Source organism: Ruegeria sp. BC5 (genome assembly GCF_056539205.1).
This window is the reverse complement of the sequence record NZ_JBQFUN010000004.1, coordinates 78,988-88,136: the sequence shown is the minus strand read 5'-3', so window position 1 is coordinate 88,136 and position 9,149 is coordinate 78,988. Positions and strand designations below refer to the sequence as shown.

The window sequence follows — 9,149 nt, the reverse complement described above, 5'->3', positions numbered from 1 at the left end:
ATACCCTGTGCGCCGGGTTAAGTAGGGGCATTCGCATTTGGATGTGCCGCGGCAAAGGCGGGATGGTCGGCACAGGCGGCCTCGACTGCAAGGATGCGGGGCAGGTATGACAAATCAACCTGCCAGCGCCGCGCATTATAGAGTTGCGGCATCAAGCATAGATCGGCCAGCCCTGGGCTGCTGCCCGTGCAATAGGGTGTCTGGTCAAATCCCGCCAGCAGCGTTTCAAACGCCAGCAGGCCGGGTCGGATGAAGTGGCGCATCCAATCGCCCGGCATCCCTTCGGCGCCGTTGCTCAGCTTTGTGGCATATTGCGCCACCGACAGGTTGCAGACCGGGTGGATGTCCACCGCGATGGAGTGTGCCAGCGCCGTTGCCTTGGCGCGCAATGCAGGCTCGGCAGGCAATAAGCCCAACCCCCGGCTTTGATCCAGATAGTCGATGATTGCCAAAGATTGCGTCAATCGCAGCCCGTCAATATCCAGCACCGGAACCAGCCCCTGCGGGTTACGCGCAAGATGGTCTTGTGACTTCTGGTCCCCGGCCTTTAGATCAACAAAGACAGGGCGATAGGCAATTCCCGCCAAATTCAGCGCGATGCGCACACGGTAGCTGGCCGATGAGCGCCAGAAATCAAAAAGAACCACTTCGCCCATTGTTTCAGGTCTCTCTTAGGGCCGCGGCTTCGACTGCCTGGTTCAGCACGTCGGAGTCCCCGATATGGTTCGCCAAAACCAGGACCAGACGCGCGTTCAGCGCGTCGCTTGCGGATTTGTCCAACCCGTCATGGGCGGCCAGCAGTCCGGCATAGAAATCATCGGCATTGTCGAGATTGGGGGTGAGGATCAGATCAGTCATTTTCTTACTCCTTGCCGGTGGCCCGGCGGATCGCCTGCCGGAATGCGTTTTCTTCGTAGCTGTCACGCCGCGCGGCAACATGCTGGTCGGGGCGGATCAGATAGACCGCGCTGGCGGCATCGCCCAGATACCGACGCTTGAGTTCCAGCGTCAGGTCATCCTTGACCGACAACGCAAGCCGGGTGGCTTCAACCCCGTCTTCTTCGATCCGCTCGGGGGCGTCGGCGTCAATGGTCAACAGGGTGAACTTGCCTGCCAATTTTGGCAACAAGAATTCATCGCCCAGCGGCGCATCCGGGCAGGCCGAGCCCGGTCGCGTGATATCCGGGCCGTCCAGTGCATCGGCTGAGCTGAGCGAAGACCCCTGATAGGCGCAGGGCGTGCTCAACCGTCCGGAATTGACCAGAGGGCGGGCAAATTCGAAATGTTCGCTGAGGTCCAGAACCGCGTCCCGCAACAGTTGCGACATCTGGGATTTCGGCGTGATGAAGTCGGTCGAGCGGCTGGATTTCGTGATATTCTCATCCGCTGCCTGCACTCGCTCGCGGCTATAGCTGTCCAGCAAAAGCTCGGGCGCTTTGCCGTCCAGAACCAGTTTCAATTTCCAACACAGGTTATCAGCGTCCTGAATTCCTGTGTTTGCCCCAAGTGCCCCAAACGGGCTGACCTGATGGGCGCTGTCCCCGGCAAACAGAACGCGCCCATGGCGGAACCGCTCCATCCGGCGGCATTGGAACGTATACACCGATACCCATTCCAGATCGAAATCCACATCCTCGCCCAGCATGGCTTTGAGGCGGGGGATGACATTCTCGGGGCGTTTTTCGCGCTCTTTGTCGATGTCCCAACCCAATTGCAGGTCAATGCGCCAGACATTGTCGGGCTGCTTGTGCAACAGAGCCGACTGCCCGCGATTGAACGGCGGATCGAACCAGAACCAGCGCTCGGTTGGGAGATCGGCTTCCATCACCACGTCGGCGATCAGGAAGTTGTCTTCGAACACGCGGCCATCGAAATCCAGCCCCAGCATGCGACGGGTCGGAGAGCTGGCACCGTCGCAGGCAATCAGCCACTCGGCTTCGACGTTATAGGGCCCCTCGGGGGTTTCGACCTCAAGCACCACGTGGGTGTCATGGGTGCCGATGGCCTCGACCTTGTTGCGCCCACGGATTTCGATGGGCGCGCCCGAAGCCTGCAATTGCCGCACACGGTCGACCAGAGCATTTTCGAAATAGTATTGCTGAAGATTGATGAAGGCCGGGTTTGCAAAACCCGTGTCGGGTTGCAGATTGAATTCATAGACCTGGCGATTGTCGAAATAGACCTTGCCGACATTCCACTGCACGCCCTTGTCCACCATGGGGCTACTCGCGCCCAGACGGTTAGCAATATCCAGTGTACGTTGCGAAAAGCAGATGGCCCGGCTGCCGAAGCTGACCTTGTCATTGTCATCCAACACCACGACCGGGACACCTTGCTGGGCCAGATCTATCGCAGTGACCAGCCCGACCGGCCCGGCACCGACCACAATGACCTTGTGCCGAATGGCGATGGCAGCGTCCTGATCCGGGCTGCGTTCGTAGGCGTAAAGTGGGACTTCGAAAATCTTGTTCATGGGTTCTCCCCCGATACATATGCGCGCAAGACGCAAATCTCTTGTCCTCTGACGCGGCCACGCCCGAGACCTTGCCCAATGCTTTCATTGATTTTTCCGACGCAAAACGATCTGGATCAAATGCGACGGAATGTCCTTAACTTTGCAGATCCGACCACATCTCAAGGTCGCGCTGGGCGGTCCAGATGCGTGGGGTGTCAATGCCGCGTGCCTCGTCATAGGCGCGCGCGACGTTGAAGGGCAAACAGTGTTCATAGATCGCATAGTCGGCGAATTTGGGGTCGCATTCAGCGCGCACAGCATCCCAGGCCTGTTTTAAGGTGCCGCCACACGCAGCGACCCGTGCCGCCGGTCGGTAGGTGCTGTTGACGAAGTCGCGGGTGCTTTCAATCGCTGCGTTCACCATGTCTGCCCCGATCAGCGCATCTCCGCGCCCCGGGGCGATGGCATTCAGATCAAACGCCTTGATTGCGTCCAGCGTACCGCCCCAGTCGCCGAAATGCCCGTCACCGCAGTAGCAGGCGGAATGATATTCGACGATGTCACCAGTGAACATCACGTTCTGGTCTGGCACATGAATCACGATGTCCCCGGCAGTGTGGGCGCGACCCAGGTGCATGAGGTCTACCCTGCGATTGCCCAGATAAACAGTCATCCTGTCCCGAAATGAAGTCGTGGGCCACGTCAGGCCGGGAATGCTTTCGTACCCTTCAAACAGGCGGGGAAAGCGCTGAAACTCGCTATCCCAATCCTCTTGCCCGCGTTCGGCAACCATAGCGCGGGCCTTGTCCGACATGATGATCTGCTGCGCCTCATAGGCACTGGCGCCCAGTACACGGACCGCGTGATAGTGCGTCAGCGCCAAATGTGTAATCGGCTTATCCGTAACCGAACGCACGCAGTCGATCACCTTGCGTGCCAGCCGCGGTGTGGCTTGTGCTTCGATAATCATCACGCTGTCGTCGCCGATGATTACGCCGGAATTTGGATCGCCCTGCGCTGTAAAGGCATATAGGCCCTCGCCAATTTCGGTGAACGAGATCGCCTTCTCAGAAAGATCCGATTGCGAGGCGAATGCCTTTGCCATCAGTTTGTTTCCTGCAGGATCTTTGCCAACTCAGGTGTGACTTGTAACGTCACGCGCTGCATGTCAGCGGACAGGGCTCCCATGGTTTGCTGCATGAACGGCTGCATTTTGCCCATGATGGCGCTGCCATGCTCTGATCCGTAGAAATCGATCAATGCAGACAGTTCTTCGGCCGAGAACAAGTCAGCGCTGCTGTCGATCATCTGCTGTTCCAATTTCGGACGCAGGCTTTGCATCGCGCCAGACATCACAACACCGATACGCTGCAACTGATCCTCCGTCACAGTAACGCCCGGCGGAAGAGTGGCCGCAACCTGCGCTGCCATACCTTCGGGTGAGAACATGTTGTCCATCATCAATTGCACATCCGGCAACTTCACATATTCCTCGGCTAAGGCTTGATTATCAGCGGCCAAGGCCGAATGGCTGAACCCGATGGCCAGTATCAGAGAAGCAACAAGAGTTTGCAGGGTCACGTTTGATCCAATCACGTTTGGGCACGTTTCATCGTGCATATGGGGTGTCGAGCGCGGCGAGAACGGTTCCGGCGCAATTGCCGAAGCCAATCGTGTAACCGTCACCTTTGGCAGCGCCCTTCAACTCTAGCGTGTCGCCATCTTCGATGAAACTGCGGGTTTCACCGCTGTCCAGTGTCAGGGGTTCCTTTCCTCCCCAGCTTAGCTCCAGCAGTGAGCCGCGTTCGGGCTTGGTTGGGCCCGAAATGGTCCCAGACCCAAGCAGATCGCCGGTGTTCATCGGGCAGCCGGATGTGGTGTGATGCGCCAGTTGTTGCGCGGCTGAATAGTACATTTCCTTGTAATTAGTTCGCGTGATGGTTGTGGCGGCCTTGCCATTGGGCGCCATGGAGATTTCCAGATCGATATCATACAGCATCGGGCCGCAATCTTTCAGGTGATCCAGCAGTTCGACCTCACGTTCCGGAGTGTCGCAGCGGAACGGCTCCAACGCCGCTTTGGTGACGATCCACGGGCTAATCGAAGTGGCCGTGGCCTTGGCCTGAAACGGGCCGAGAGGCTGGTATTCCCAGGCCTGGATATCACGCGCGGACCAGTCGTTCAGCAGGACGTAGCCAAAGATGTTGTCGTCAGCCTCCTGCACCGAGATCGGACCCTCCGACGGGGTGCCGACGATGGCGCCCATCTCAAGTTCGATATCGAACCGTGCCGAGGGGGCAAAGCGGGGCGTGTCGTCATTTGGCCCTTTCAGCTGACCCCACGGGCGGCGAATGTCCGTACCCGAGACAACAACTGACGACGCCCGGCCGTTATAACCGATCGGGATGTGTAGCCAGTTCGGCGGCAGCGCGTTTTCCGGGCCGCGGAACATGGTTCCGACATTCTGGGCGTGATGCCGTCCCGCGTAGAAATCGGTGTATTCGCTGACGGCGCACGGCATGTGCATTTCAGCCTCTGCCTGCGCGATAAGCAGGGGTTCGACCTTGTCTTGCTCTTCCGACCCTTCGGTCAGCAAATCTGTCAGCCGATCGCGCAGGGCAGCCCAGACTGCGGGGCCTTGCTCCATCAGCGGGTTCCAGAAGGGCAGGTCAAACAGTGGCTCATCGGACAGGTCGATCAAACCCTCGGCTTCGGCCGTGGTGACATCCAGGATCAAGTCTCCGATGGCGACACCACAGCGAGGCTCGTCGCCCCCGGTCGAAAACACGCCATAGGGCAGGTTGTTCAGTGGAAAAGGGTGGGCCGCGTCATTGGCCGAGGCCACCCAGGATTTCATCAAAGGCATCTGTGATCCTTGTTTGTCTGATCTATTGCGCGTCGCGCAAGGATTTTAGCCCCAGCAAAAGCGCGGCCACTATCATGAACCCGCCCCCAGCCCGGTCCAGCCACAACCGCGCTGCACCCTTGAGCCGCGCAGCCAGCCAGCTGGCGCTGCCGCCATAGGCAGTCAGAAACAGCCCATCGATGGTCAGATAGGTGGCAGAGAGGATTGCGAATTGCGGCCAGAATGGCAGCGCGCCGTCGAGGAACAGCGGGAACAGGGCCGCGAAGAACACCACAGCCTTGGGGTTGGCGGCCGAGGTGATGAAACCCTGCATCCACAGCGCCTTGCTGCTGGCGCGCGGCGCGGTCTGCGTGGTCTTGCGGTCCGCCTTTATGATCATCTTCACCCCAAGGAACACCAGATAGGCCACGCCCAGCCATTTGATCACCGCCAGCACTGTGCCCGAGGCCGCAATGATCGCGGCCAGACCAAGCCCCGCAGCGAGCATTTGCAACAGATTGGCCGTCAGGTCTCCGGCTGCCGTGAACACGCCGCGTTTCAGGCCATTGGTTGCGGAATTGGACAGCATCAGCAATTGGCTGGGGCCGGGTGTGCTCATCAGCAGCAAGACGGTGACGACATAGGTGATCCAGATATCAAAGCTCATCTCAGCCTCACTTTTTGCCAGGGGTTCCGTCGAACTTTTTCTCAAGAGAGGTCCAGCAGTCAATGTAATCGTCCTGCAAGGGGGCCTCGTTGGCGGCAAAAGGCGTCAGATGTTGTGGAAAGCGGGTCTCGAACATGAAGGACATGGTGTTGTCCAGCTTGTCGGGGCCCAGGTTGGCATTCGAGGCCTTTTCGAACGCCTCGCGATCCGGCCCGTGCGGCAGCATCATGTTGTGCAGGCTCATCCCGCCGGGAACAAAGCCCTGCGGTTTGGCGTCATACTGACCGTAGATGTTGCCCATCAGTTCGGACATGATGTTCTTGTGATACCACGGTGGGCGGAACGTATCCTCGGCCACCATCCAGCGTTCGCGGAATAGGACAAAGTCGATATTGGCCGTGCCCGGCTGCCCCGAGGGCGCAGTCAGCACAGTAAAGATCGACGGGTCGGGGTGATCAAACAGGATCGCGCCGACCGGGCAATAGGTGCGCAGATCGTATTTGTAGGGCGCATAGTTGCCGTGCCAGGCAACCACATCCAGTGGGCTTTGATCGATCTTCGTTGTATGGAACTGCCCGCACCATTTGACAGTCACGGTCGAGGGCACCTCGCGGTCTTCAAACGCCGCCACCGGGGCTTTGAAGTCTCGCGGATTGGCCATGCAATTGGCGCCGATCGGGCCACGACCGGGCATCTCGAATTTCTGACCGTAATTCTCGCAGACAAAGCCACGTGCGGGGCCTTCCAGTACCTCGACGCGATAGACCAGTCCGCGCGGGATGATGGCGATCTCTTTAGGTTCCAGATCAATAATCCCCAGCTCGGAGGCAAAGCGCAGGCGGCCTTCCTGCGGCACCACCAGCAGCTCGGAATCGGCTGAGAAGAAGTAGGCATCCACCATCGACTCGGTAACCAGATAGATATGGCTGGCCATGCCCACCTGCGTGTTCACATCGCCCGCCGTGGTCATCGTGCGCATGCCCGTCAACCAGGTCAGCCCCTGATCGGAATGAGGCACTGCATCCCAGCGATACTGGCCCAGGCTGATCACATCCGGATCAACGCAAGGCGCGGATTTCCAATAGGGCAGGTCGATCTTCTCGTAGCGATGCGAATGCTTGACCGAGGGCCGGATGCGGTAACACCACGTCCGCTCGGGCGGGTTGGCGGTAAAGGCTGTTCCGCTAAGCTGTTCGCCATAAAGGCCATAATTGCAGCGCTGCGGGCTGTTCATTCCCTGCGGTAACGCGCCGGGCAAGGCCTCGGTTTCAAAGTCATTTCCAAAGCCAGGCATATAGCCTGCATGGGTGCCCACGGGCGTGCTGGCCTGGGTCATTTTATGCGGATCAGTCGGATGGTTCATCCTGTGTTCCTCCATTTGCTGCTTGAGGAATAATAGTTGTTTTTGTAACTAACAAGCATGACAGATGATCAATTCAGCGAAAATGATGGCTTTGATCTGCAAGATTTCCTGCCCTATCTGCTGAACCGCGCGGCCGAGGAAATCTCGTTAGAGTTCCAGCAGATCTACAAGGATCGTTACGGTATGTTGCGCACCGAATGGCGGGTTCTGTTTCACCTGGGCAATTATGGAGAGATGACAGCCAAAGAGATCGGCGAACGCGCCCGATTGCACAAAACCAAGATCAGCCGCGCAGTACACAGGTTAGAGTCCCGCCGGTACCTGGTGCGCAATCGCAGTGAAACAGACCGCAGGGTCGAAAACCTGATGTTGACCCACATGGGGCAATCCGTCTATCGCGAGCTAAGCGGTATTGCCGAGCAATATGACGCAAAACTGACGGCCCAATTTAACCCAGATGAAGTCGTGCTGTTGCGCATTATGCTGCGGCGGCTGGCACATATGGATTGAGCACTGGTAATCGCGGCCCCTGGTCCCCAGATGACAACCAGAGCGGACACTGGAAAAATATTAAAATGACAACCCTGACTGCCGAAACGGCAAAATCCAATGATCTTATTGACTGGTTGGTTACACGCGGCCTGGAAGGGGCAGCGAAAGAAGAGCTGCTGGATGGCTATTGCAACAAACTTTTGGAACTTGGCGTGCCGCTAATGCGTTTTCACGCCGCGCAGTCGGCCTTGCATCCCGTTTACGGCGGGACCGGCTTCAGCTGGTACGAGGGCAGGGGCGGAGAATCCGAGACCTTTGAGTATTCCGAGCAACCCAGCGAACAATGGCAGCAAAGCCCTTTGTTTGCGATCTTGAACAATGAGATAGACGAGATCCGCGAACGCCTGGTCGATCAGAATGAGCCCAGCCGTTTTCCCTTGTTAAACGACCTGCGTCAGATTGGTGCGACCGACTATTACGCCACCGGTGTTAATTTTGACGTTCCCACCCATAACGCTCCGAAAGACGCCAAAAAGGCGGTGGACGGGGTGCTGTTGTCTTGGACATCGAACGCCCCCAAGGGGTTCGAGGACAAAGATCTGGAATTGATCCACACAGCCTTGCCCCATCTGGGGTTGGCGCTGAAATCTGCTGCAAGTGCGCGTGTTTCCAAGGATTTGATGCGGGTCTATCTGGGTCGCGATGCGGGACGGCGGGTGCTGTCTGGTGAAATCCGGCGGGGATCACTGCAGCAGATCGATGCGGTGATGTGGAATTTTGACCTGGAAGGATTCACCAGCCTCTCCGAAGAGCTACCGGGTGCTGAAATCATCGACATGCTGAATGACTATCTGGCCGTAGCCGTTGGTGTCGTTCACGACAATGACGGCAATATTCTGAAATTCATGGGCGATGGGCTGATGGCGATGTTCGACGTCGGCGAGATCGACGAAGACGCGCGCGCCGCGCTGAAGGCTGTACCGATGTTGCAGCAGCGGATGGAGGCCCTGAACGCCCGCCGTAAGGCAAACGGTTTGCCAGTGGCCAACTTTACTCTGGCCCTGCATGCGGGCGAGATTCTGTATGGCAATATCGGGTCCGAGACCCGGTTGGATTTCACTGTTATCGGGCCAGCAGTAAACCAGACCGCACGGATCGCTGGGATGCATCGGTCGCTGGGGCAGAGAATTCTGATCTCGGATGACGTGGCCCGCGCCGCTCAGCCTTGCGGCCAGGACCTGATCTCGGTTGGGCGTTACATGTTGCGCGGTGTGTCCGAGCCGAAAGAGTTGTTTACGGTCTACAATGCCGCCGAGGCCTAGCCGGG

Annotated in this window: 10 protein-coding genes; 2 read left to right on the top strand and 8 right to left on the bottom strand. The window is 58.2% G+C overall.

Translation table 11 applies throughout. From position 1 onward, the window contains the following. Window positions 1–17: 17 nt before the first annotated feature. The 8 genes from maiA to hmgA form a co-directional block, all read right to left on the bottom strand. The gene (maiA, locus tag ACR0LY_RS11935; protein ID WP_170350301.1) at window positions 18–656 is read right to left on the bottom strand and encodes a maleylacetoacetate isomerase; all 639 of its coding nucleotides are present in this window, start codon (window positions 654–656) and stop codon (window positions 18–20) included. A gap of 4 nt (window positions 657–660) precedes the next feature. Continuing rightward, complete coding sequence (locus ACR0LY_RS11930) at window positions 661–858, bottom strand: DUF2783 domain-containing protein (protein ID WP_170350302.1); 198 nt, start codon at window positions 856–858, stop codon at window positions 661–663. A gap of 4 nt (window positions 859–862) precedes the next feature. Next, window positions 863–2,473 (bottom strand): FAD-dependent oxidoreductase, encoded by a 1,611-nt coding sequence (locus ACR0LY_RS11925; protein WP_170350303.1) that lies wholly within the window; start codon window positions 2,471–2,473, stop codon window positions 863–865. A 136-nt stretch (window positions 2,474–2,609) separates the two neighbouring features. Beyond that, entirely contained in the window at window positions 2,610–3,560 is a 951-nt protein-coding gene (locus tag ACR0LY_RS11920; RefSeq protein WP_170350304.1) for an MBL fold metallo-hydrolase, read from the bottom strand. Beyond that, on the bottom strand, window positions 3,560–4,036 hold the full coding sequence (locus tag ACR0LY_RS11915; RefSeq protein ID WP_170350305.1) for a DUF2059 domain-containing protein: 477 nt from the start codon (window positions 4,034–4,036) through the stop codon (window positions 3,560–3,562). The genes ACR0LY_RS11920 and ACR0LY_RS11915 overlap by 1 nt, the downstream gene beginning before the upstream one ends. Before the next feature lie 28 nt (window positions 4,037–4,064). Continuing rightward, the gene (fahA, locus tag ACR0LY_RS11910) at window positions 4,065–5,321 is read right to left on the bottom strand and encodes a fumarylacetoacetase (RefSeq protein WP_170350306.1); all 1,257 of its coding nucleotides are present in this window, start codon (window positions 5,319–5,321) and stop codon (window positions 4,065–4,067) included. 22 nt (window positions 5,322–5,343) lie between these two features. Then, the gene (locus ACR0LY_RS11905) at window positions 5,344–5,967 is read right to left on the bottom strand and encodes a LysE family translocator (protein ID WP_170350307.1); all 624 of its coding nucleotides are present in this window, start codon (window positions 5,965–5,967) and stop codon (window positions 5,344–5,346) included. A 7-nt stretch (window positions 5,968–5,974) separates the two neighbouring features. Further along, entirely contained in the window at window positions 5,975–7,330 is a 1,356-nt protein-coding gene (gene hmgA, locus ACR0LY_RS11900; protein WP_170350308.1) for a homogentisate 1,2-dioxygenase, read from the bottom strand. A gap of 57 nt (window positions 7,331–7,387) precedes the next feature. Between hmgA and ACR0LY_RS11895 the strand changes: the two genes are divergently transcribed. Both ACR0LY_RS11895 and ACR0LY_RS11890 read left to right on the top strand, forming a co-directional pair. Next, window positions 7,388–7,840, top strand: a complete 453-nt coding sequence (locus ACR0LY_RS11895; protein WP_170350309.1) for a MarR family winged helix-turn-helix transcriptional regulator — start codon at window positions 7,388–7,390, stop codon at window positions 7,838–7,840. Window positions 7,841–7,905: 65 nt separating this feature from the next. After that, on the top strand, window positions 7,906–9,144 hold the full coding sequence (locus tag ACR0LY_RS11890; protein ID WP_170350310.1) for an adenylate/guanylate cyclase domain-containing protein: 1,239 nt from the start codon (window positions 7,906–7,908) through the stop codon (window positions 9,142–9,144). Window positions 9,145–9,149: the final 5 nt, after the last annotated feature.

Excerpts from the sequence above, each read along its gene's own strand:
- ACR0LY_RS11895 (WP_170350309.1), top strand. The coding sequence starts at position 7,388 with ATGACAGATGATCAATTCAGCGAAAATGATGGCTTTGATCTGCAAGAT.
- ACR0LY_RS11930 (WP_170350302.1), bottom strand. The coding sequence starts at position 858 with ATGACTGATCTGATCCTCACCCCCAATCTCGACAATGCCGATGATTTC.
- maiA (WP_170350301.1), bottom strand. The coding sequence starts at position 656 with ATGGGCGAAGTGGTTCTTTTTGATTTCTGGCGCTCATCGGCCAGCTAC.
- hmgA (WP_170350308.1), bottom strand. The coding sequence starts at position 7,330 with ATGAACCATCCGACTGATCCGCATAAAATGACCCAGGCCAGCACGCCC.
- ACR0LY_RS11920 (WP_170350304.1), bottom strand. The coding sequence starts at position 3,560 with ATGGCAAAGGCATTCGCCTCGCAATCGGATCTTTCTGAGAAGGCGATC.
- ACR0LY_RS11890 (WP_170350310.1), top strand. The coding sequence starts at position 7,906 with ATGACAACCCTGACTGCCGAAACGGCAAAATCCAATGATCTTATTGAC.
- ACR0LY_RS11925 (WP_170350303.1), bottom strand. The coding sequence starts at position 2,473 with ATGAACAAGATTTTCGAAGTCCCACTTTACGCCTACGAACGCAGCCCG.
- ACR0LY_RS11905 (WP_170350307.1), bottom strand. The coding sequence starts at position 5,967 with ATGAGCTTTGATATCTGGATCACCTATGTCGTCACCGTCTTGCTGCTG.
- fahA (WP_170350306.1), bottom strand. The coding sequence starts at position 5,321 with ATGCCTTTGATGAAATCCTGGGTGGCCTCGGCCAATGACGCGGCCCAC.